Raw genomic sequence first — 22,507 nt, 5'->3', positions numbered from 1 at the left:
ACCGGCACTGAGACAACGTTTCCGTTCCCTCAGGACCCAACAACGTGCCCGACACACCCACTGAGACCAACCCTGTTCCACGCCGAAGCAGTACTGGGGGAAGACCCACTGTGTGTGCCGAATAGTCAACGTTCCACCCATGAGCAACCGTGCGAGACATTCGCTCGCAACCGGCCATGTGCTCCTTAGAAAGGAGGTGATCCAGCCGCACCTTCCGGTACGGCTACCTTGTTACGACTTCGTCCCAATCGCTGGTCCCACCTTCGACGGCTCCCTCCCAAGGGTTAGGCCACCGGCTTCGGGTGTTACCGACTTTCGTGACGTGACGGGCGGTGTGTACAAGGCCCGGGAACGTATTCACCGCAGCATGCTGATCTGCGATTACTAGCAACTCCAACTTCATGGGGTCGAGTTGCAGACCCCAATCCGAACTGAGGCCGGCTTTTTGGGATTCGCTCCGCCTCGCGGCATCGCAGCCCTTTGTACCGACCATTGTAGCACGTGTGCAGCCCAAGACATAAGGGGCATGATGATTTGACGTCGTCCCCACCTTCCTCCGAGTTGACCCCGGCAGTCTCCTGTGAGTCCCCATCACCCCGAAAGGCATGCTGGCAACACAGAACAAGGGTTGCGCTCGTTGCGGGACTTAACCCAACATCTCACGACACGAGCTGACGACAACCATGCACCACCTGTACACCGACCACAAGGGGGCGCCCATCTCTGGACGTTTCCGGCGTATGTCAAGCCTTGGTAAGGTTCTTCGCGTTGCGTCGAATTAAGCCACATGCTCCGCTGCTTGTGCGGGCCCCCGTCAATTCCTTTGAGTTTTAGCCTTGCGGCCGTACTCCCCAGGCGGGGAACTTAATGCGTTAGCTGCGGCACCGACGACGTGGAATGTCGCCAACACCTAGTTCCCAACGTTTACGGCGTGGACTACCAGGGTATCTAATCCTGTTCGCTCCCCACGCTTTCGCTCCTCAGCGTCAGTAATGGCCCAGAGATCCGCCTTCGCCACCGGTGTTCCTCCTGATATCTGCGCATTTCACCGCTACACCAGGAATTCCGATCTCCCCTACCACACTCTAGCCTGCCCGTATCGAATGCAGACCCGGGGTTAAGCCCCGGGCTTTCACATCCGACGCGACAGGCCGCCTACGAGCTCTTTACGCCCAATAATTCCGGACAACGCTCGCACCCTACGTATTACCGCGGCTGCTGGCACGTAGTTAGCCGGTGCTTCTTCTGCAGGTACCGTCACTTGCGCTTCTTCCCTGCTGAAAGAGGTTTACAACCCGAAGGCCGTCATCCCTCACGCGGCGTCGCTGCATCAGGCTTTCGCCCATTGTGCAATATTCCCCACTGCTGCCTCCCGTAGGAGTCTGGGCCGTGTCTCAGTCCCAGTGTGGCCGGTCGCCCTCTCAGGCCGGCTACCCGTCGTCGCCTTGGTAGGCCATTACCCCACCAACAAGCTGATAGGCCGCGGGATCATCCTGCACCGCCGGAGCTTTCCACCAACCCCCATGCAGAGGAAGGTCATATCCGGTATTAGACCTCGTTTCCAAGGCTTGTCCCGGAGTGCAGGGCAGATTTCCCACGTGTTACTCACCCGTTCGCCACTGATCCACCCCGAAGGGCTTCACCGTTCGACTTGCATGTGTTAAGCACGCCGCCAGCGTTCGTCCTGAGCCAGGATCAAACTCTCCGTGAATGATTACCCGTAATCGGGTGCACACTCGCGTCGAGCGGCACGGCAACCACCGGAATAAGGCGGCCCCGCGCACTGCGTCCTCGCTAGTGTTACTTCAAAAGGAATCTCCAACCCCAGAAGACTCTGAGGCCGGGGATGTCAACATATCTGGCGTTGACTTTTGGCACGCTGTTGAGTTCTCAAGGAACGGACACTTCCTTCGGACCGCCTTCCAGCGGGCCCTCCGGGCGCTTCGTTCTTTCGTGTTTCCAGCTTATCAGATCCGCACCGTGTGCTTTCCCGACTCGCTTTCGTCTTCCGCGGCCTGACGGCCCGTCCGACGTTTCAAACTCTAGCCGATCCCCGCTCCGAAAAGCGAATCCGGCCGCAACCCAATTAAACGCGCACGACAAATACGAACGGAGACGCGAACAGACGCGACCCGTCACGGATCAGAAGTGGTGTTCCAAGGATTGGCCGCCCCGGGACCGTCCACGCAGACACGTGTCCGGTGCTCCCTGTCAGGCAACTCGAAGAACTTTACACACCGGACGCCCCGGGTTCAAGTGGCACCTGGAAGGCGAGCACCGCCACGTCGTCGTCGTGCTCGGCGGTGACGCCCATCGCCCGGAGCAGGCGGGAGCAGACCACGTCGGGGGTGCCGGTGGCGCCGGCGAGGGTGCGGGCGAGTTGGTCGAGCCCTTGGTCGATGTCCTCCTCGCGGCGCTCGACCAGGCCGTCGGTGTAGAGGACGCCGGTGGTGCCGGGGAGGAGGCGGAGGGTGTGGGAGAGGTGGGTGCCGCCGCCTGTGCCGAGCGGGGGGCCGTTCTGTTCCTCGCCGCGCAGGACGGTGCCGTCGGGGCAGCGGAGCAGGAGGGGGAGGTGGCCGGCGGAGGCGTAGTGGAGGCTGTGGGTGGCCGGGTCCCAGACGGCGTACGCGCAGGTGGCGATCTGGTTGGCGTCGATCTCCATGGCGAGGCCGTCGAGCAGGCCCATCACGCGGTCGGGCGGGAGGTCGAGCCGGGCGTAGGCGCGGACGGCGGTGCGCAGCTGGCCCATGACGGCGGCGGCGCGCAGTCCTCGGCCCATGACGTCGCCGATGACCAGGGCGGTCCGGCCGCCTTCGATGCCGATGACGTCGTACCAGTCGCCGCCGACGGCGGCGTCGGCGCCGCCGGGTTGGTAGGTGGCGGCGACCCGGAGGTCGGCGGGCTGTTCGAGCTTCTGCGGGAGGAGGCTGTGCTGGAGGGTGACGGCGGCCTCGCGCTGGCGGCGTTCGGCTTCGCGGAGACGGCCGGCGGCCTGGACCTGGTCGGTGACCTCGGCGGCGAAGACGAGGACGCCGATCGGGGCGTTGGTGTCGGCGCCGAGCGGTACGCAGGAGATGTTGTAGTACCGGCTGCCGTTGAGGCCGAGGATGCAGCGCGCCTTGACGGCGCGGGGACGGCCGGAGCGCAGGACCTGGTCGAGCAGGGGGAGCACGCCGAGGGTGCTCAGCTCGGGGAGGGCGTCGGCGGCGGGCAGGCCGATGGTGCGGGTGCCGAAGAGTTCGCGGTAGGCGCGGTTGGCGTAGCCGAGCTGGTGCTGGGGTCCGTAGGTGACGGCGACGGGGGCGGGCAGTCGGCGCAGGACGTCCCGCTGGTCGTTGAGGAGCTCCAGCTCGCACGGGTCGAGGAGGCCGGGCGGCACGACGGGGTCCCGCGGGCCGGGGACGGTGACCGGCTCGTCGGCGGTGGGCGGAGCGGCGCGCCACGGGGCTCCGGTGAGCCGGGCGCTCCAGCGCATGAGGTTCAACGTCGGCCGCTTCTTCGGTACGGGTACGGGGTCGGGGCAGTCTGGCGTCGGGAAGGGTCCGTAGGAAAGAGAGGGGGCAGGTTCCAGATTAGGTACGATCATCACGATTTGCGTACAGCCAAATACTCGGCGTGATGATCCGATGGGGCTGATCCTGTCAGGCCCCCGGGTGGTTTCGGAAGTCGCGCCCTGATCGTGGCGCGTCCGTGGTTTCATGCGCCCCCGCTACGACTCCGGGCGCGCCCCCGGGATCCTGTTCTCGGTGAAGCCGGCCTCGAACTCGGCGCGGGGGTTCTCGACGGCGCCCAGGGTCACCACTTCGCGGCTGAACAGGCCGCCGAGCAGCCAGTCGGTGAGGACCCGGATCCGCCGGTCGGTGCTGGGCAGGCGGCGCAGGTGGCGGGCGCGGTGCAGCCACCAGGCGCGGCGTCCGGTGACCCGGTTGCCGCTGCGGGTGTGGGCGACGGCCTTGCGCAGGCCGAGCGAGGTGGAGCAGGCGGCCGGTCCGGGCCGGTACTCGGTGAGCGCCCGGCCCGTCAGGACGGCGACCAGGTTCTCGGCGAGCAGGGCGGCCTGGGCGAGGGCGTGCTGGGCGTTGGGGGCACAGGGGTCGCCGTCGCGGGTGGGGTCGGGGACGGCGGCGCAGTCGCCGGCGGCCCAGGCGTCGGGCAGTACGGTGCCGTCGGCGGTGGCGACCTGGAGGGTGGGCAGGCAGGGCACCCGGCTCTCGGCGTCGAGCGGGAGGTCGGTGAGGCGGAGTACGGGGGCCGGGCGGACGCCGGCCGTCCAGACCAGGGTGCGGGCGGCGAAGCGGCTGCCGTCGGAGAGCACCATCAGGCGGTCGGCGGCGGACTCCAGCTTGGTGGAGAGCCGGACGTCGACCGCCCGGTCGCGCAGCTGGGCGAGGGTGTGGGCGGCGAGCTCGACGGACTCCTCGGGGAGGATCCGGTCGGTCGCCTCGACCAGCACCCAGCGCAGGTCGTCGGTGGTGAGGTTGTGGAAGCCCTTGACCGCGTACCGGGCCATGTCCTCGAGTTCGGCGAGCGCGCCGACGCCCGCGTAGCCGGCGCCGACGAAGACGAAGGTGAGCGCGGCCTGGCGGAGCTCGGGGTCGCGGGTGGTGGAGGCGAGGTCGAGCTGTTCGAGGACGTGGTTGCGCAGGCTGACCGCCTCGCCGACGGTGGCGAAGCCGAGGCCGTGCTCCGCGAGGCCGGGGACGGGGACGGTCCTGGAGACCGCTCCCGGCGCCACCACCAGCACGTCGTAGGGGATTTCGGTGGGCAGCCGGAGCTCGCCGCGCGGGGCGGCGTCGACCCAGGCCCGCTTGGTGGCGTGGTCGATCCTGGTGACCCGGGCGGTGAGCACCCGGCAGTCCGGCAGGGCGCGGCGCAGCGGGACGACGACGTGCCGCGGGTCGATGGAGCCGGCGGCCACCTCGGCGAGCAGGGGCTGGTAGGTCAGGTAGGGCTGCGGCTCGACGACGGTGATCTCGGTGTCACCCGATCGGAGTTCCGTGCGGAGCAGCTGCTGGAGGCGGCCGGCGGTGGTCATGCCGGCGCAGCCGCCGCCGATGATCAGGATCCTGATGGGGCACCTCCGGCCGCCGTCTGTGCTGTGATCCGCTTCACGTCCTTGTTGTGTCCCCCTATGACGCACCCCCGGGAGGCCTCTTGTCCACACTCCGGATCGGATCGGATGGGCATCGGATGGGCAAAGGTCCACTTCTTCCGCGAACTTCCTTGAACTATGGTCGGATTGTGCGTCGGGCCGCCGAGGGAGCCGGTCCGGGCCCGGCTGCTCCGGAGCCGCCCGCGAGCCGCCCGACTGGAGGGCGGGGTTCCGGGGAAGGGTTGCACCGGGGGGTGCGCTGGTTGGACTGTTCGGCGCCCGGGGCGGGCGCCTTCGGGGGAGGTTGAGATGACTGATCAGGAACGCGCGACGGTACTGCCGGTGGCCGTGGGCCGGCATGTGGTGCCCGAGCAGCGCGGTCCGGTCGAGGTGGAGCAGGGGGCCGGCCGCGGCGGCGGATCCCGGCTGCGGGTGGACGCCCGGCGGAACCTGGAGAGCGTGCTGCGGGCCGCCCGTGAGGTGTTCGGCGAACTCGGCTACGGCGCGCCGATGGAGGAGGTCGCGCGCCGCGCCGGGGTCGGTGTCGGCACCGTGTACCGGCGTTTCCCGAGCAAGGAGGTGCTGGTCCAGCGGATCGCGGCCGAGGAGGTCGCCTGGCTGACCGCGCAGGCCCGGGAGTCGCTGTACGGCTCCACCGCCGGTCCGTGGGAGGCGCTGTCGGGCTTCCTGGAGCGGGCGGCGGCGTCGGGCGCGGGCAGGCTGCTGCCGCCGGACGCCTTCCGGTACGCGGAGGAGATCGGTCGGGTGCCGGAGCAGCGTGGTGCGGAGCAGCGGGCGTTCGCGCCGGTGCCGGACGAGCCGGTCGAGGAGTCGGCCGATCCGCGGCTGCTGCTGCACCTGCTGGCGGCGCTGGTCGCGCGGGCCGGTGCGGCAGGGGAGCTGCGGCCGGGAGTGAGCGTGTCGGACGTGGTGCTGGTGCTGACCGCGGCCGTTCCGGTGCACGCGGCCGCGGCGCGGGCGGCGGCCGGGCGGACGGACGGTTCGCCGGGCGAGCGGCTGTTGGAGATCCTGCTGCAGGGGCTGCGGGCGGCCTGAGCGACCGGGGGCGGGCCGTTCCGGTTCGGGCAGTCGGTCGGCTGTCCGAACCGATCGGCGGGCGCTGCCCGGAAGAGTGGGTCGGGCCGGTCCGGCTACCGGTGGACCTCGCGCTATGCCATTCTTTGCCCGTGGTTGGAGCCATTGTCCCATTGCGTGCCGTTCCCTCCCCCGAGCTGTCCGGAGGTCGGGGGTGAGCGCCGAGGAGCAGAGCGAGTACGGGCCCGGCGAGTTCAGGCCCGGACTGGGGACGCCCGGCCACGTGCCGGACCAGGGCGGCAGCCCGGCCCGTGAGTCGCTGTCCGGCCGGGTGCCGGGTCAGGCGGCCGCCGGGCAGGGCGGGGTCAGCCCGGCGGCGTTCGTCGGGCCGCGCGAGTTCGGCCGCCACGCCGAGGCCGATGCGGTGCGGGCCGTGGTGCCCGCGCCCGCCGATCCGGTCGACGGCGAGCGCCCGCCCTCCGACGCCGAGTTGACGGCCCGGGTCCGGGCCGGGGACGACGCCGCGTACGAGGAGATCTACCGGCGGCACGCCGACTCGGTGCGCCGCTACGCCCGGACGTGCTGCCGGGACAGCTTCACCGCGGAGGACCTGGCAGGCGAGGTGTTCGCCCGCACGCTGCAGGCGCTGAAGGCGGGCAAGGGGCCGGAGTTCGCGGTCCGCGCCTACCTGCTGACGGCGGTGCGCAACGTGGCGGCGGCCTGGGGCCGCAGCGACCGGCGCGAACAACTGGTCGACGACTTCAGCCTGTTCGCGGAGACCTCGGCCGCGACCGTGGAGTTCGACCTGGCCGATCCCGGGGCGGACGCCTGGGCGATGGCCCTGGCCGACCGGCGGATGGTCATGCAGGCCTACGCCGAGCTGCCCGAGGACGACCGGGTGGTGCTCTGGCACACCGAGGTCGAGCGGGAGTCGCCGAAGACGGTGGCGGTGATGCTCGGCAAGACCGCCAACGCGACGGCGGTGCAGGCGCACCGGGCGCGCGACCGGCTGGCCGCCGCCTTCCTGCAGGCCCACGTGTCGGGCAGCCAGGCCTCCGGCTGCGCGGCGTACGCCAACCGGCTCGGCGCGTACGCGCGCGGGTCGCTGCGCAAGCGGGCCTCGGCGGAGGTCGGGAAGCACATCCAGGAGTGCGACCGCTGCACGGCGGCGTACCTGGAGCTGGCCGACATCAACCACAGCCTGCGGGCCGTCCTGCCCGGGGGCGTGCTGCTCTGGGTCGGGTCCGGGTACTTCACGGCCGCCGCGGCGGCCGTGGCCGGTGGTGCGGTGGTGGCCGGCGGCGTGGTCGCGGGCACGGCGGCGGGCGGTGCGGCGGCGGGAACGGCGACGGCGGGCGGAACGGCGGCCGGCGGCGCGGGTGCAGGTGCGGCGGCCGGCGGCGCGGGTGCGGCCGGCGGGTCCGGCTCGGGTGTCGGGGCGGTGGCCGGGGAGGGGCTGGGCGCGGCCGCCAAGGCGGGCATCGCGGCCGGTGTCGCGGTGGCGGTGGCGGCGGTGGCCGCGTACGCGCTGACCGGCTCGCCGGAGCAGGCGCCGCCGGCCCCGGTGGCCGCTCCGCCCGTGTCCTCGGCTCCGGCCGTGCCGCCGGTGGCCCCGCCGCCGCCCGCGCCGAGCCCCGCGCCGTCCGAGCCGGAGCCGGAGCCCAGCCCGACCCCGACACCTTCACCCACACCCACGCCGGCGTCGCGGGCGGTGCCCGTGCCCAGCCCGACCCCGACGCCGGAGCCCCCGGCGGTCGAGTCGCCGACGCCGACGCCCCCGCCGGTGCCGACCCCGACCGTCACTCCCCCGGAGCCGCCGCAGCCTCCGGAGCCGCCGGTGGTCGAACCGCCGGTGGTGCAGCCGCCGAGCACTTTCTGGCTGGACGAGCTGCCGTTCGTCGGCGGCAACCGGGTGCCCGAGGACAGCCCGGTGATCCGCGGCCGCGGGCAGGTGGTGCGCACCGGCGGGTCCTGGGTGGGCGGGTCGCACTACGCGCACGTCCTGGCGGTGCGGGTGCCGTCCAGCGTGCGGATCGACCTCAACCGGCCGTGCGACTCGTTCGACGCGGTGGCCGGGCTGGACGACCTCGGCCTGAAGCTCGGCCGGGTGGAGTTCTCCGTGCAGGGCGGCGACGGCCGCACGCTGTGGACCTCGGGCCGGGTGGGTGCCGGGGACGGGGCGGTGCGGGTGCACGCCCCGCTCTCCGGGCAGCGCTGGATCCGGCTGGTCGTGGAGCCCGCGACGGGCGGGCTCGGCCGGCTGGACGTGGCGGACTGGGCGTCGGCCAGGTTCAGCTGCTGAGCCCGTCCCGGTCCGGGGACGCGGTCAGACCGCGCAGGCGTCGTCGGCGCAGCCCTCGGCCGGGGACGGGGCGACGGCGCCGGTCTCGGCGGCGACTTGGCGCAGCACGGAGAGGAAGGTGTCCGCCTCCTGCCCGCCCTGGACCGCCCAGCGCCCTTCGAAGACGAAGGTCGGCACCGCGCTGATGCCCAGGTCGCGGGCGGCGGCCAGCTGGGCGCGGACCTCGGCGGTGCCCTCGTCGCCGGCCAGGTAGGCGGCGACCCGCTCGGCGTCCAGCCCCGCGGCCGCGGCGATCGCGGTGAGCGCGGCGCGGTCGCCGACGTTGACGCCGTCGGAGAAGTGCGCCTTGAGCAGCCGCTCCTTGAGGTCCGTCTGCACGGCCGGGCCGTACGCGGTCTCGGCGAGGTGCAGCAGCCGGTGCGCGAGCAGGGTGTTGACCTCGATCGCGGCGTCGAAGTCGTAGCTGATGCCCTCGGCGCGGCCCAGCTCGGCGACCCGGGCGTCCATCGCGACCGACTGCGGACCGTAGCGCTCGGCCAGCCACTCGCGGTGGTTGCGCGGCTCCTCGGACGCGTCCGGCACCAGCTGGTACGGCCGGAAGACCACCTCGACGCCGTCCTTGCCCTCGAAGCGCTCCAGCGCCTGCTCGAAGCGGCGCTTGCCGATGTAGCACCAGGGGCAGGCGATGTCCGAGTAGATCTCGACCTTCATGACGCGGGACTCCAGGGGTTGCCGTACGGGGTAACCATTGGTGAACGCTCAACCATCTGGTCGGCATTCCCCCGCGGCGGCCGCTCAGGTCACCGGGGGCGCCGGGACGACCAGTACGGGGCGCGAGCAGTGGTGCACCGCCGCGGTGCTCACCGAGCCCAGCAGCAGCCGGGCGAAGCCGCCGTTGCCCCGGGTGCCGACCACCAGCGTGTGGTGGGCGGACGCGGTCTGCAGCAGCACCTCGATCACGTTGCCGAGCACCACGTGCAGCGAGAGCTCGCCGCCGTACGGCCGCTCACGGGCCGCCTGGACGGTGGAGACGGCGCGGCGCAGGCCGTCCGCCATGCTCGCGGTGAGGTGCTCGACGCTCTCCTGCACCAGCTCGGCCATCCCCGGCGGGTACCCGGTCGGCGACGGGTTGACCACCGCGAGGACGTAGAGCGGCAGCCGGAACAGCTCCGCCTCGGTCATCGCGCGGTCGAGCGCCCACAGCGAACCGTCGGAGCCGTCGCACGCCGCCAACACCCCGGGGCGCCCGGCCGGCGCCTCACCGAGCACGGGGAATGGTTCTCTCACCCGGACCATGATTCCCGCTGGGCGCGGCCGCTCCCGGTCGGCACGCCGCACGGCGGGAGCCCGGGCGGGCGCTCGGGCGGGCGCTCGGCGCCGGGCGCTCAGGGCCGGGGGTCCAGGGCGGGGCGACGGGGGCCGGGGAGGTTGGTCCAGGAGGAGCCGTGGCGGCGGGCCGCGGTGCGGCGGAGCCAGAGTTCGGTGGCGATCAGGTCGGCGAGGGCGCCGACGGTCGCCGGGGGCAGCGGGTGCTCCGGGTCGGTGGCCAGGGCGAGGGTGCGGCGGACGGCGGGGACGTCGATCAGCCCGGCGTCGCCGAGCAGCGGCCGGTGGAACAGGTCGGCGAGGGTGTCGGCGGCCAGGCGCAGACCGGTCCGGGCGGGCGTGAGGCGGTCGGGTCGGGGGCCGCGGCCCCAGTCGGCGGGCAGGTCGGCCCGGCCGGTGCCGGCCAGGACGGCGCGCAGCAGGGCGTGCCGGGCACCCGGTTGCAGCCGGGTCTCGTCGGGGAGCAGCCGGGCGGCGCGGACCACCTGGTTGTCGAGGAAGGGTGCGTGCAGCCGCTGGCCGTGCTGTTCGGTGGCGTGGACCAGGGTGCGGAAGTCGGCGGCGTGCCGGTGTAGGGCGAGCCGGGCGCGGCGGGCGCCGGGGTGTTCGGCGGGTGCGGGCCCGCGGGCGGCGGTGCGCAGCCGCTGGGCGAGGACGGCGAGGGCCTCGTCGGAGAGCAGCCGGGCGGCCGGGGCGGGGACGGTCCAGGCGAGGTCGGCGGCGGCGCCGGTGCCGGCGGTGACGGGGTCGGGGACAGCCGGTCTGACGGTGAGCCGGACGGCGAGGTCGTCGAGGGCCTCCGCGTAGCGGGTGCGGGCGAGCCGGCGGGCGGCCCGGAGCACGGTGACCGGGGTGCGGACGGTGCCGGTGAGCGCGCCGGCGGTGGCCCGGTCGGCGCCGGCCAGGGCGGCGACCGGGGCGAGGAGTTCGCGGGCGCGGCCGGTGCGGATCAGGTCGGCGAGCCGGGCGGGGTGGCCGTCGAGGACTTGGCGGGCGCCGTAGCCGGTGAGGTGGTCGGCGCCGCCGGCGCGGTGCGCGGCGGCGAAGCGGTCGGCGGCGAGCAGGGCGGTGCCGGGTGCGTCGGTGAGCGGTCCGGCGAGCGGGTCGGCGGACAGGTCGGTGTACGGCAGCGCGGCGGGCAGCAGGATGTGCCGCAGCCGCGGCGCGTCGACCGCGAGGGCGAGGGTGCCGGGGCGGTCGGCGGCGTCCGGGCCGTCGTGGGCGGCGAGGGTGACGGCGGCCAGGGCCGGCCCGGCGTCATCGCGGTCCTCGTCGTCCTCCCGGTGGGCGGTGGGGCGGGCCCAGGAGCCCTTGACCGCGCCGGTGCGGACGGGCGGGTCGGTCGTCCTCCGGGCGGTGGGGGCGGGGCCGGCCGGGAGCGGGACGGCCGCCGCGAGCAGCGCGACCGTCGCGGAGGCGGTGCCGTACGAGAGGTCGACGCCGAGGCGGGGCCGGTCGGAGGTGGGCTCGGGGGCGGTGCGGACGCGGCAGCGGACGGCCTCCAGCAGGGCGCGGGTGAGTTCGCGGACGGCCGGGGGTTCCTCGCGGGGCTCGGGGCCGGGCTCGGGTTCGTACGGGGAGAGGTAGGGGCGGCCGGACCGGATGCCGAGGGTGTGGCCGGGCGGGACGCGGTGGACCCCGGCGTACGGGGTACGGGTGCCGGTGGCCTCGGGCGAGTCGGGGACGGCCAGGTGGGCGGCGAGGTACTCGGGGTCGACGGGGGCGCCGGTCAGGTCGGCGAGCGGGAGTGCGGCCGTGGCGTACGCGGTGCCGCCGGCGAAGGGGGTGTGGAAGACCGGGAGCGCGCCGGCCAGGTCGGTGAGCAGGACGGTGGAGCGGGCACCGGTGGAGAGGACCACCGTGTAACTGCCGGGCCAGTGGGTGAGGTGCCGGACGGCGCCGCCGCGGGCCGCGGCGAGGCCGGCGGCGAGCTCGCGGTCGGAGGCGCCGCAGCGGCCGAGCACGGCGAGCCGGACGGTGGCCGGGGAGTCGGCGGCGGCGGTCAGCTCGGTGGGGTCGAGGGGGGTGAGCCCGCCGGTGACGGTGGCCGGGGCGCCGGGGCGGAGGGTGGCGAGGCGGATCTCGTCCGGGCGCCAGTCGCCCACCGCCCAGAGCGGATTGGGCCCGGCCCAGAGCGTGGTCGCGGCGAGCGGGCGGACCGCGGCCAGCGCGGGGTCGGCGGCCCGGGTCAGGCCGCTCCAGCCGGTGAGCCACCGCATCGCGCGCCTCCGCCTGACGAGGAACCGGGCACGCGGGACCCGCGGGGCGGGGAGCGCGCCGTCAGGAGACATCGTGCCACCGCAGTGGCGCCGGGGAACCCCTGTTGCGCAGCTCAGTACGAGGATTGACGCCCGATCGGGACGCCGGGGCGGGTCGTGCCCGGCCCGGGGAGCGGGCGGCGGGAGGCGGTCGCGGAGGGTGACGGGGGGCTCGGCGGGCGCGCCGCACGCCGGTGGTGGCGTGCGGTGGCGCGGTGCCGGGCGGCGGACGGGCCGCGCGCGGGCGGGGGCGGAGCGTGGCGGGGTGGCGGGGGGTGGCGCGGGCCGGGCCGCCCCCTCCGGGGCCCGGGCCGTGCCGTCCTGCCGTTCCGGCGGTGGATTCCGGGCCGGACGGGGCCCGGAAATGGCCGAAAGGCGTCGCACGCCCGGGAGGGCATCCGCATGCCCTCCCGGACCGCTCGCTGCCCGCGGGGATCACGGCAGCGTTTCCCCCGGCCCGCCGGGTCCTCGACGGCGGGCCGATCCACGGCCTCCAGCGAATCGCCGACCTGCCCGCGAGGCCAGGGGGCACGAGTGGCGCACGTGGGCACGGCGCCGGAGCACGGGCGTCCGCGACGGCCCGGCGGGGGCGGCCGCGTCCGCCCGGGCGCCGGTCGACGGTCGGCCTCGCGGGTGCGCGATCCCGCCATCCGGAATGCCGACCCTTAACCCTCGGAACCCGGACGACTACGCTAGGTGCAGCAGCAGCCCGGTGGCGCGCCGCTGTCCGCGTTCGCCACCGTCCGCGCACCACGTCGCCAGGGGGTGCCACCGCCACCATGACCGCCAGCTCTCGAGGCCCGAACGATCGGCTCGGTGCACTCCTCTCGCTCGCCCAGATCTCCAACGCGGGTCTCGCCCGCCGGGTCAACGACCTCGGTGCGCAGCGCGGCCTGACGCTCCGCTACGACAAGACGTCGGTGGCCCGGTGGGTCACCAAGGGCATGGTGCCGCAGCGTCCGGTGCCGCACCTGATCGCCACCGCGCTGGGCAACAAGCTGGGCCGGCCGGTGCCGTTGGAGGAGATCGGCCTGGCGGACTCGCACCCGACGCCGGAGCTGGGCCTGGAGTTCCCGCGCGAGGTGCCGGAGGCGGTGCGGTCGGCGACCGAGCTGTGGCGGGTCGACCTGGACCTGCGGCGCGGCCCGGGCGGCGGCCGGTGGAGCGACAGCCTGGCGGGCACCTTCTCGGTGTCGGCGTACGCGACGCCGGTGTCGCGCTGGCTGATCACCCCGGCGGACGGCTCGGTGGCCCGCGAGGTGCTGCCGGACCCGTCCGGCTACCGGGTGGGGCACACCGACGCGGCGAAGCTGCGCGAGGCGGCCCAGGAGGCCCGCCGCTGGGACTCCAAGTACGGCGGCGGGGACTGGCGTTCGTCGATGGTGCCGGAGTGCCTGCGGGTGGAGGCGGCGCCGCTGCTGCTGGCCTCGTACAGCGACGCGGTCGGCCGGGCGCTGTTCGGGGCGACCGCCGAACTGACCAGGCTGGCCGGGTGGATGGCGTTCGACACCGGCCAGCACGAGGCGGCGCAGCGGTACTACATCCAGGCGCTGCGCCTCGCCCGGGCCGCGGGCGACGTGCCGCTCGGCGGCTACGTGCTGGCCTCGATGAGCCTGCAGGCCTCGTACCGGTCCTTCCCGGACGAGGCGGTGGACCTGGCGCAGGCGGCGCTGGAGCGCAACCGGGGCCTGGCGACGGCGCGGACGATGAGCTTCTTCCACCTGGTGGAGGCGCGGGCGCACGCCAAGGCGGGCAACGCGGCGGCGTGCGGGGCGGCGCTGTCGGCGGCGGAGGCGGCACTGGACCGGTCCCGGCCGGGCGACCCCGACCCGACCTGGATCGACTTCTACGCCTACGACCGGCTGGCGGCGGACGCGGCGGAGTGCTTCCGCGACCTCGGGGTGCCGTCCAAGGTGCGCCAGTTCACCCGGGAGGCGCTGGCCCGGCCGACCGAGGGGTTCGTCCGCTCGCACGGCCTGCGGCTGGTGGTCTCGGCGATGGCCGAGGCGGAGGCCGGCGACCTGGACGCGGCGGTCGCGGCCGGGGAGCGGGCGGTCGAGGTGGCGGGCCGGATCTCCTCGCACCGCAGCCGGGAGTACGTGGTGGAACTGCTGCGGCGGCTGGAGCCGTACTCGGACGAGCGGCGGGTGAAGGAGCTGACCGAGCGCGCGCGGCTGGTGCTGGCGGGGTCCGCGTAATTCGCGTGCGGGCCCGTCCGCCCGCTGGTTATCGTCTCTCTCGTCCAGGTGCGCAGGCGGAGGTTACTTCCACTGTAAATGGGCGGGTTGCGGGTTCGAATCCCGTCACCGGCTTCGGGCCGGTGTAGCTCAATCGGGAGAGCAGCTGATGTCACCTCAGCCGCTTCTGTTCTCTGGACACCTATTCTTGAATACGCACCTCCCGGTGCGCAGGCTTCGGTTACTTCAGGTAACGCTCCCTCCGGGGAGCCGCGGTTCAAATCCGCACGAGCAGGTCCCCGTACCGATGCCGCCTTTGATCTCGGGAGGCACAGCACCGGGAGCGCCCGGTGCGCGGGCCGGGGTTACTTCGTGGAGCGCCTTCGTGGTGCGGTGAATCGGACCGGACACCCCTGCCGTTGCCGTCGGCTCGCCGGAGCCTGCGGCTCGATCTCGGGCGCGCCCTTCTCCGCCATGCCTCCCCCTGACTTTCTCCCAGGGGGATTTTTCATGTCCCGTTTCAACGTCAAGCGCAAGAAGCAGATGTCGCCGGTGGCCACCACCGGGCAGCGGGTGGCCAGCCACGAGGGCGGGGTCGGGTTCCTGCGGGACGAGAAGTCCGAGCTGTTCCTGCTCGCGGTGGGCAACCTGGTCGGGCAGGACACCTTCTACGAGCGCGGCGGCGACCGGGACGACCGGTACACCGCGCTGGTGCGGCAGCTGGCCGTCGCGGATCCGGAGTGGACGCTCGGCCTGCTGCGCTGGCTGCGGCACGGGGCGCACATGCGGACCGCCTCGCTGGTCGGCGCGGCCGAGTTCACCCGGGCCCGGCTGGACGCCGAGGCGCCCGGCCACTCGCGGCAGGTGATCGACGCCGTGCTGCAGCGGGCCGACGAGCCGGGCGAGTTCCTCGCCTACTGGACCGGACGCTACGGGCGGAACCTGCCGCAGCCGGTCAAGCGCGGTGTCGCGGACGCGGCCCGCCGACTGTACGACGGCCGGTCGCTGCTGAAGTACGACACCGCCTCGCAGGGCTACCGCTTCGGTGACGTCCTGGAGTTGACGCATCCCTCGCCGGACCCGCGGAAGGCCTGGCAGGGCGAGCTGTTCCGGTACGCGCTGGACCGCCGGCACCGGCCGGAGGAGGCCGTGCCGCCGGCCGGCGCCGCGCTGCTCACCGCCAACCGGGCGCTGCTGGCGCTGCCGGTGGAGCAGCGGCGGGCGGTGCTGACCGGCGAGGACGGACCGGAGCGGCTGGCCGCGGCGGGGCTGACCTGGGAGGCACTGGCCGGCTGGCTGCAGGGCCCGATGGACGCCGCGGCGTGGCAGGCGATCATCCCGTCGATGGGGACGATGGCGCTGCTGCGGAACCTGCGCAACTTCGACCGGGCCGGCGTCACGGACGAGGTCGCGGAGCAGGTGGCGCGGCGGATCGCCGACCGCGGCGAGGTCCGCAAGGGACGGCAGTTCCCGTTCCGGTACCTGGCCGCGTACCGGAACGCACCGTCGCTGCGCTGGAGTTGGGCGCTGGAGAAGGCGCTGGGCCACTCGCTGGAGAACGTCCCGGCGCTGCCGGGACGGACCCTGGTGCTGGTCGACCGGTCCGGGTCGATGTTCGACCGGCCGAGCGCGCAGACCCAGCTCAACCGGGCGGACTCGGCGGCGATCTTCGGTACGGCGCTGGCGCTGCGGGCCGAGCACGCGGACCTGGTGGAGTTCGGCACCGGCAGCTCCGTGATCGAGCTGCGGCGCGGCGAGTCGGTGCTGAAGGCGGTGGAGCGGTTCGGGAACCTCGGCGGGACCGACACCGCGAGGGCGGTGCGCACGCACTTCGGCGGGCACGACCGGGTGGTGGTCGTGACCGACGAGCAGGCCTCCTCCGGGGATCCGCTCGGCGCGGTCCCCGCGCGGGTTCCGGTGTACACCTGGAACCTGGCGGGCTACCGGCCGGGCCACGGGGTCTCCGGCGCGAGCGGCCGGCACACCTTCGGCGGGCTGAGCGACGCGGCGTTCCGGCTGATCCCGCTGCTCGAGTCGGGCGCCCGGGCCGACTGGCCGTGGCTGTAGCGGGACCGAACGCCCCGAGCGCCTGACGGCGCTCGGGGCGGGGTGCCACTATCGAGCCTGTGACGGATGTGGTGGTGGTCGGGGGCGGGATCGTCGGGCTGTCGACGGCGTACGCGCTGACCCGGGCGCGGCCCGGGGTGTCGGTGGTGGTGCTGGAGAAGGAGGGCGGCCTCGCCGCGCACCAGACGGGGCGCAACAGCGGGGTGATCCACTCCGGCGTCTACTACCGGCCGGGGTCGTTGAAGGCGCGGTACGCCACCGGGGGCGCCGCCGAGATGGTGGAGTTCTGCCGCGAGCAGGGCGTCGCGCACGAGGTGACCGGGAAGCTGATCGTGGCCACGGCGGCCGAGGAGCTGCCGCGGCTCGCGGCGCTCGCGGAGCGCGGGCGGGAGAACGGCATCCCGGTCACCGAGCTGGACGCGGCCGGGATCCGGGAGTTCGAGCCGGAGGTGACCGGCGTGGCCGGGCTGCACCTGGCGACGACCGGCATCTGCGACTTCCCGGCGGTGGCCCGGCGGTACGCCGAGCTGGCCCGGGAGAAGGGAGCGGAGCTGCGGCTGGGCACCGAGGTCCGGTCGATCGTGCGGCGCTCCGACGGGGTGACGGTGCGGACGGCCTCGGGCGAGCTGCGTGCCGGGGTGCTGGTGAACTGCGCGGGCCTGCACAGCGACCGGGTGGCGCGGATGGCCGGGGACGACCCGGGGGTGCGGATCGTGCCCTTCCGCGGCGAGTACTACGAACTGGCGCCGCACCGGCGCGGCCTGGTCCGCGGGCTGGTCTACCCGGTGCCGGACCCGGCGTTCCCGTTCCTCGGGGTGCACCTGACCCGGGGCATCCACGGCGACGTGCACGTGGGCCCGAACGCGGTGCCGGCGCTGGCCCGGGAGGGCTACGACTGGCGCACGGTGAAGCTGCGGGACGTGGCGGAGACGGTGCGCTTCCCGGGGACGTGGCAGATCGCCCGGCGGCACTGGCGCTACGAGGTCGGCGAGCTGCACCGTTCGCTGTCCAAGCGGGCGTTCACGGCGGCCGTCCGCCGCCTGCTGCCGGCGGTGACCGAGGCCGACCTGGTCCCGGCCGCCGCGGGCGTGCGGGCGCAGGCGGTGGCGCGGGACGGTTCGCTGCTGGACGACTTCGCGTTCGCGGGCTTCGACCCGGCGGACCCGGGGTCGGCGCGGCGGGTGGTGCACGTGCTGAACGCACCGTCCCCTGCGGCGACCGCCTCGCTGGGGATCGGCCGGGAGGTGGCCCGCCGGGCCCTGGCGGCCCTGGACGCCGGCGGCTGAGCGGTCGGCGTCCGGGGCCGCCGACGGGCGCAGGCGGGCGGCTGAGGAATCCGTCACGCCCGGGTCCGGTCGGCGGGGCACCGCCGTAGACTGGTGCGATTGTGACTGCTTCTGCCCCGTCCTCCCAGTTGACCCCGTCCGCCCGGATGTCCGCCGCACCGGCGGCGTACCCCGCGCCGATGTACCCGCACAAGGCCACCGAGGAACAGCACCGCGAGCGCCGGATCCGCACGTTCCAGCCGCGCCGCGGCCGGATCACCAAGGCGCAGGCCGGTGCGCTGGACCGCGGTTGGGAGCGGTTCGGCCTGGCGATCGACGGCACCCCGCTGGACCTGCCGACGCTGTTCGACGGCCGGCCGGTGACGCTGGAGATCGGCTTCGGCATGGGCGACACCACCGCGGCGATGGCGGCGGCCGACCCGTCGACGGGCATCCTGGCGGCGGACGTGCACACCCCGGGCCACGGCAACCTGCTGCAGTTCCTGGAGCGGGACGGTTCGGAGAACGTCCGGCTGGCGGCGGGCGACGCGATCATCCTGCTCCGCGACATGCTGCAGGACGCCTCGCTGGCGGGCCTGCGGGTGTACTTCCCGGACCCGTGGCCGAAGCCCAAGCACCACAAGCGCCGGCTGATCCAGGACTCCTTCCTGGACCTGGTGCTGCCGCGGCTGGCCCCGGGCGCGCTGGTGCACTGCGCGACCGACTGGGAGCCGTACGCCGAGCAGATGGCCCAGGTGCTGGCGGGGCGGCCGGAGTTGGAGAACGTCCACCCGGAGGGTGACGGTTCGGGCTGGCTGGAGCCGTCCGAGCACCCGGAGGGCTCGGTGCCCGGCTACGCGCCGCGGCCCGAGTGGCGGCCGGTGACCAAGTTCGAGCGGGCCGGCCTGGCCAAGGGCCACGTGGTGCACGACCTGCTGTTCCGTCGCCGCTGAGCAACTCCCTTATCACGCTGGGTACTCTTCCGGGTACGGACTGCGCGGAGACCTCCCCGGGCACGGGGTGCGTCGCCTACTCTCGTGCGCGTGAGCAGTCCGTACGGTGTGCCCGTCGGGCCCCGGGCGCGCCGAGCCGCCCCCGGGCTGCGGTCGCACGCCCGCCGGGGCCGGTGGCTGGGCCGCCTCACCGCGCTGCGCCGGCCCGCGCTGTCCTCGGCGCTGGCCGCGTTCGCGCTGGCCGGGTCGGGGCTGCTGATCCTGCGCCTGGTGCAGCGGCAGACCGGGACGGTCGGGCTGCTGGTCGGGATGGGCCTGGCGCTGCTGCCGCTGCCCTTCGTGCTGGGCTCGCTGGCCTGGCTGAACCGGACCGCCCGGGTGCCGATGCGGCACGCCCTGTTCTGCCTGGCCTGGGGGGCGTGCGCCGCCACCACGGTGGCGATCATGGCGAACGGCTGGGCCAGTGACTTCCTGATCGCGCACCAGGGCAGCGCCCGGGGCGAGACGCTGGGCGCCGAGTTCGCGACGCCGCTGATCGAGGAGACCGCGAAGGCCGGCGCGCTGCTGGTGCTGCTGCTGCCGTTCCGCCGGCGGTCTCGCTGCCGGGCCGCGCCGCCGTGCGGCACGGTGCGGCGGGACGCCCGGGCGGCGACGGGGCGGCGGGGCCCGCTCGGGTCGCGGGTCGTCCGGCTGCGGACGGGCCGCCCGGTCCGGTCCCGGGGGCGCGCCCACTCGTACTTCCGGCCGGCGCCGCACGGACGGCTGCGGGCCCGGCTCGGCCCGCGCACGCTGGCGGCGGGCACGGTGCTCGGCGGGGTGACCGCCTGCGGGTTCTCCTTCACCGAGAACGCGCTCTACCTGGGCCGGGCGTTCAGCGCCGACCGGCAGGCCCGGCTGGACGCGATCGGCCTGGGCCAGGCACCGAGCCTGCGGGACTTCGACTCGACGGTGCACACCTTCGTGCTGCGCGGCCTGCTCTCGCCGTTCGCCCACCCGCTGTTCACCGCGCTGACCGGGCTGGGCATCGCCGTCACGCTGACCACCGGGCGGCGCTGGCTGGCCCGGCTGGCCGCCCCCGGCGGGCTGCTCCTGGCGATGGCGATCCACGGCACCTGGAACGCCGCGGCCGGGCTCGGTACCGACGGCTTCCTGCTGGTGTACGGGCTGGTGATGGTGCCCGCCTTCGCGGTGCTGGTGTGCTTCGCCGTGTGGGCGCAGACCCGGCGCGGACGGCAGCCGGCGGTCGCCGCCGCACACGGCTGAGGAGGCGCGCCGGACCCTCCCCGGTAACCGATTTCCCTTCTCGGCGACTCTCCCGTACTGTTGTGTTCACCGACGCGGGGTGGAGCAGCTCGGTAGCTCGCTGGGCTCATAACCCAGAGGTCGCAGGTTCAAATCCTGTCCCCGCTACTCAGTAGCACGAAGGCCCGGAGGCTCGCCTCCGGGCCTTCGGCCTTTTCGTCCCCGATAAATCCGTTGCCCCGTGCGGGGCGGGTTGCTTATGGTGGCTTCAGAACACGGAAAGGAGGTGATCCTGAGTGAGTAACACCACGACTGCGCCGCAGAGCGCGTCTGACTCGCTCGGGCGCGCCTCCGTGGAGTTCGCGGCCTAGGTCGTAGCTCCACGGCGGAGAGCGCAGAAGTTGTCGAGCCCCCGGGGCGGCCTCATGGCGAGGTCCCGGGGGCTTCGGCATTCCCGGGCGCCGAGCCGGCCGGTCCGTTCCGTGAAGCGAACCCCCGCCCATTCGTCATACCGAACGGTGGGCGCCCTTGGAGCCGAATCCGGGGTCGTTCAGGTGGGGCTTCTGCTCGGCCCGGTAGTGCAGCAGCAGGACGGAGTGGACGGTGCCGTCCAGCGCGGTGTAGCTGTGCGGGCTGCCGGCGTCGAAGCCGACGTAGTCGCCGGGGCCGAGCTCGACCTGCCGGCCGTTTACCGTGACGCCGAGCCGGCCGGACTGGACCACGGTGTGCTCGGTGCCGGCGTGGCCGAGCGAGTCCTGGGTGCAGCCGGCCCGCACCTGCTGGTCGTACACCTCGATCACCGAGTCGCCGGACTCGATCCGGCGCAGATGGCGCAGGTCGACGCCCTCCCCGGCGAGCACCTCGACCTCGGCGGCGCGGACCACCGTCAGACCGGCGGCCGGTCTGTGGTCGACCAGGTCGGAGATCGGCACGTCCAGCTCCCGGGCGAGGCTGAAGACGGTCTCGATGGTGGGGTTGCCGGTGCCGGACTCCAGCTGGGAGAGGGTGGCCTTGCCGATCCCGGAGCGGCGGGACAGCTCGGAGAGGGAGAGCCCCTTCCGGGTGCGCACCCGCTTCAGGTTGGCGGCCAGGACATCCCGGACCGATCCCTCGGAGCCGTTCACGGCGTCCCCTTTCCCTCGGATCGGCGTTCGGTATACCGTACGGATCGCGCCAGCAGACGGGTTCATTATGCCGATCGCTCCGAGCCCGCTCGATCCGCCGATCAGCATCAGTGATCAGAGTCAGGAGACGGTTGTGGACCAGGCCGAGAACAACAAGCCGCGCAAGAACGGGCTGACCCGGGGAGTGACCGAGGCGCTGGCCGCGAACATGCGGCAGGGCTGGGCGGACACCGAGCGGCACGACCTGGAGCCGATCCCGCAGGCCGCGCACACCGCCCGCCGCCGGGCCGCGCTCTCCGCCCGCTACCCCGGCGAGCTGCTGGTGGTCCCGTCCGGCACCCCCAAGGTCCGGGCCAACGACACCGACTACCCCTTCCGTCCGTCGTCCGAGTACGCCCACCTGACCGGCGACCAGTCGGAGCGCGCGGTGCTGGTGCTGGAGCCGACCGCCGACGGCCACCGCGAGGCCGCCTACCTGCAGCCCCGCTCGGACCGGGACAACGGCGAGTTCTGGCTCGACAACCACGGCGAGCTCTGGGACGGCCGGCGCAACAGCCTGACCGAGAACGAGCGGCTGCTCGGCCTGGAGTGCCGCGACCTCCGCACCCTGGACGAGGCACTGGCCGCCGCGACCGGGCCGGTGCGGGTGCTGCGCGGCCACGACGCCGGGGTCGAGGCCGCGCTGGCCGGCCGGACCGGCGCCGAGCGGGACGAGGAGTTCCGCGAGACCCTCGCCGAGCTGCGGCTGGTCAAGGACGAGTTCGAGATCGCCGAGCTGCGCTTCGCCTGCGAGGCCACCGCGCGCGGCTTCGAGGACGTGATGAAGGTCCTGGCGACCGCCGGGCCCACCTCGGAGCGGCTGATCGAGGGCACCTTCTTCGTCCGCGCCCGGGTCGAGGGCAACCACGTCGGCTACAGCACCATCGCCGCGGCCGGCCCGCACGCCACGATCATGCACTGGGTGCGCAACGACGGCCAGGCCCGGCCCGGCGAGCTGCTGCTGCTGGACGCCGGCGTGGAGACCCGCAACCTCTACACCGCGGACCTGACCCGGACCGTGCCGGTGAACGGCACCTTCTCCCCGCTGCAGCGCAAGATCTACGACGCGGTGTACGCCGCGCAGGAGGCCGGCATCGCCGCGGTCAAGCCGGGCGCCGCCTACCGCGACTTCCACCACGCGGCGCAGCGGGTGCTCGCCGAGCACCTGGTCGCCTGGGGCCTGCTGGGCGACCTGACGGCGGACGAGGCGTTCGCCCGGGGCCTGCACCGGCGGTGGACGCTGGCCGGCACCGGCCACATGCTCGGCCTGGACGTGCACGACTGCGCCGAGGCCCGCACCTCCACCTACGTGGACGGCACGCTGGAGGCCGGCATGGTGCTGACCGTCGAGCCCGGCCTGTACTTCCAGCAGGAGGACCTGACGGTACCGGAGGAGTACCGCGGCATCGGGGTGCGGATCGAGGACGACATCCTGGTCACCGAGAGCGGCAACGAGAACCTCTCGGCCGGCCTCCCCCGGCGGGCCGACGAGGTCGAGGCCTGGCTGGCCCGCCTGCGCGGCTGAGCCGGCCCCGCTGGCGCCGCGCCCGCCGCCGCCTGATGGTTGGTCAGGACGGCGCCGGGGAACCGCCCTGCCGACCGGATCGATAGGGTTTCGGCGGCTGAC

At 73.9% G+C, this 22,507-nt stretch carries 14 protein-coding genes, 2 tRNA genes and 1 rRNA gene; 10 read left to right on the top strand and 7 right to left on the bottom strand.

Annotated features, from left to right (window positions below):
• Positions 1-189 precede the first annotated feature (189 nt).
• The 3 genes from ABEB06_RS21280 to ABEB06_RS21270 all read right to left on the bottom strand — a co-directional run bounded on the left by ABEB06_RS21280 (position 190) and on the right by ABEB06_RS21270 (position 5,140).
• Positions 190-1,711: ribosomal RNA gene (locus tag ABEB06_RS21280) — 16S ribosomal RNA — on the bottom strand.
• A 519-nt stretch (positions 1,712-2,230) separates the two neighbouring features.
• Positions 2,231-3,475 carry a PP2C family protein-serine/threonine phosphatase gene (locus ABEB06_RS21275; RefSeq protein ID WP_425559788.1) on the bottom strand — a complete coding sequence of 415 codons (1,245 nt, stop codon included), beginning with the start codon at positions 3,473-3,475 and terminating at the stop codon, positions 2,231-2,233.
• Positions 3,476-3,709: 234 nt separating this feature from the next.
• Positions 3,710-5,140, bottom strand: coding sequence for an NAD(P)/FAD-dependent oxidoreductase (locus ABEB06_RS21270; RefSeq protein WP_425559669.1), 1,431 nt, complete (start codon positions 5,138-5,140; stop codon positions 3,710-3,712).
• Positions 5,141-5,401: 261 nt separating this feature from the next.
• Between ABEB06_RS21270 and ABEB06_RS21265 the strand changes: the two genes are divergently transcribed.
• Positions 5,402-6,148, top strand: coding sequence for a TetR/AcrR family transcriptional regulator (locus ABEB06_RS21265; RefSeq protein WP_345698462.1), 747 nt, complete (start codon positions 5,402-5,404; stop codon positions 6,146-6,148).
• Between the two features lie 193 nt (positions 6,149-6,341).
• On the top strand, positions 6,342-8,429 hold the full coding sequence (locus ABEB06_RS21260) for a sigma-70 family RNA polymerase sigma factor (RefSeq protein WP_345698461.1): 2,088 nt from the start codon (positions 6,342-6,344) through the stop codon (positions 8,427-8,429).
• 24 nt (positions 8,430-8,453) lie between these two features.
• On the opposite strand, the gene ABEB06_RS21255 is transcribed toward ABEB06_RS21260, so the two are convergent.
• From ABEB06_RS21255 to ABEB06_RS21245, 3 genes are all read right to left on the bottom strand, one after another.
• Positions 8,454-9,140: a DsbA family oxidoreductase gene (locus tag ABEB06_RS21255; protein ID WP_345698460.1), complete on the bottom strand. Its 687-nt coding sequence runs from the start codon at positions 9,138-9,140 to the stop codon at positions 8,454-8,456.
• Between the two features lie 84 nt (positions 9,141-9,224).
• Positions 9,225-9,716, bottom strand: coding sequence for a universal stress protein (locus ABEB06_RS21250; RefSeq protein ID WP_345698459.1), 492 nt, complete (start codon positions 9,714-9,716; stop codon positions 9,225-9,227).
• 98 nt (positions 9,717-9,814) lie between these two features.
• Complete coding sequence (locus ABEB06_RS21245) at positions 9,815-11,974, bottom strand: asparagine synthase-related protein (RefSeq protein WP_345698458.1); 2,160 nt, start codon at positions 11,972-11,974, stop codon at positions 9,815-9,817.
• A gap of 818 nt (positions 11,975-12,792) precedes the next feature.
• Here ABEB06_RS21245 and ABEB06_RS21240 point away from each other — a divergent pair.
• The 7 genes from ABEB06_RS21240 (at position 12,793) to ABEB06_RS21210 (ending at position 19,885) form a co-directional block, all read left to right on the top strand.
• Complete coding sequence (locus tag ABEB06_RS21240; RefSeq protein ID WP_345698457.1) at positions 12,793-14,211, top strand: NsdA family TPR-like regulatory protein; 1,419 nt, start codon at positions 12,793-12,795, stop codon at positions 14,209-14,211.
• A 52-nt stretch (positions 14,212-14,263) separates the two neighbouring features.
• Positions 14,264-14,325, top strand: a tRNA-Ser gene (locus tag ABEB06_RS21235).
• Positions 14,326-14,700: 375 nt separating this feature from the next.
• A complete protein-coding gene (locus ABEB06_RS21230; RefSeq protein ID WP_345698456.1) occupies positions 14,701-16,257 on the top strand; it encodes a TROVE domain-containing protein in 1,557 nt (518 codons plus the stop codon).
• 59 nt (positions 16,258-16,316) lie between these two features.
• Positions 16,317-17,543, top strand: a complete 1,227-nt coding sequence (gene lhgO / locus ABEB06_RS21225; protein WP_425559668.1) for an L-2-hydroxyglutarate oxidase — start codon at positions 16,317-16,319, stop codon at positions 17,541-17,543.
• A 101-nt stretch (positions 17,544-17,644) separates the two neighbouring features.
• Positions 17,645-18,475, top strand: coding sequence for a tRNA (guanosine(46)-N7)-methyltransferase TrmB (trmB, locus tag ABEB06_RS21220; RefSeq protein ID WP_345698455.1), 831 nt, complete (start codon positions 17,645-17,647; stop codon positions 18,473-18,475).
• Positions 18,476-18,565: 90 nt separating this feature from the next.
• Positions 18,566-19,738 (top strand): PrsW family intramembrane metalloprotease, encoded by a 1,173-nt coding sequence (locus ABEB06_RS21215; RefSeq protein WP_345698454.1) that lies wholly within the window; start codon positions 18,566-18,568, stop codon positions 19,736-19,738.
• Positions 19,739-19,811: 73 nt separating this feature from the next.
• Positions 19,812-19,885 (top strand) — tRNA-Met (locus ABEB06_RS21210).
• 338 nt (positions 19,886-20,223) lie between these two features.
• Here ABEB06_RS21210 and ABEB06_RS21205 read toward each other — a convergent pair.
• Complete coding sequence (locus ABEB06_RS21205; RefSeq protein ID WP_345698453.1) at positions 20,224-20,841, bottom strand: helix-turn-helix domain-containing protein; 618 nt, start codon at positions 20,839-20,841, stop codon at positions 20,224-20,226.
• 67 nt (positions 20,842-20,908) lie between these two features.
• Between ABEB06_RS21205 and ABEB06_RS21200 the strand changes: the two genes are divergently transcribed.
• Entirely contained in the window at positions 20,909-22,405 is a 1,497-nt protein-coding gene (locus ABEB06_RS21200; protein WP_345698452.1) for an aminopeptidase P family protein, read from the top strand.
• Positions 22,406-22,507: the final 102 nt, after the last annotated feature.

The organism is Kitasatospora terrestris (assembly GCF_039542905.1).
GTDB classification, from domain to species: domain Bacteria; phylum Actinomycetota; class Actinomycetes; order Streptomycetales; family Streptomycetaceae; genus Kitasatospora; species Kitasatospora terrestris.
The sequence above is the reverse complement of the archived record's forward strand: the minus strand, read 5'-3'. Positions and strand labels throughout refer to the sequence as shown.